The sequence below is a fragment of the Bifidobacterium sp. UBA744 genome, assembly GCA_002298605.1.
In the GTDB taxonomy this organism is placed as follows: domain Bacteria; phylum Actinomycetota; class Actinomycetes; order Actinomycetales; family Bifidobacteriaceae; genus Bifidobacterium.
Window position 1 is genome coordinate 243 of the sequence record DBKS01000010.1, and the last position, 414, is coordinate 656.

At 62.6% G+C, this 414-nt stretch carries 1 pseudogene; it reads left to right on the forward strand.

From position 1 onward, the window contains the following. Positions 1–414 (forward strand): annotated as a pseudogene (locus tag B2994_RS00805) (DNA polymerase III subunit delta); the annotation flags it as partial.

Consider the following 414-nt stretch of genomic DNA (forward strand, 5'->3'; position numbering starts at 1 on the left):
AGCCCCTCGTTGCTGTCCGACACGGCCGTCGTGCGGATCAACAACCTGCAGAACGCCGGGGAGAAACTCGGCGATGCCCTGGCCTCCTATGCCCGCCAGTGCGTCAGAGATCCGGGCGGCTCGAGCATCGTGATCTGCCAGCATGAAGGCGGCGTGAAAGGCAAACGCATCGTCGACCAGATCCTCAAGGCCGGCGGCGTCAAGGAAACGGTACCCGATCTGAAGAAAGCCGACGCCAAACTCAATTTCGTCTACCAGTGCTTCGAGCGGGACGGGCGACGCTGCGAGCCCATGGCGGCCCAGCAGCTGGTGAGCGTGCTGGGCGACAAAACCGGTGAGCTGGCGGCCATGTGCCACCAGTTGTGTTTTGACTTCGACGACGATCCCATGCCGATCGACCGGGTGAACCAGTAT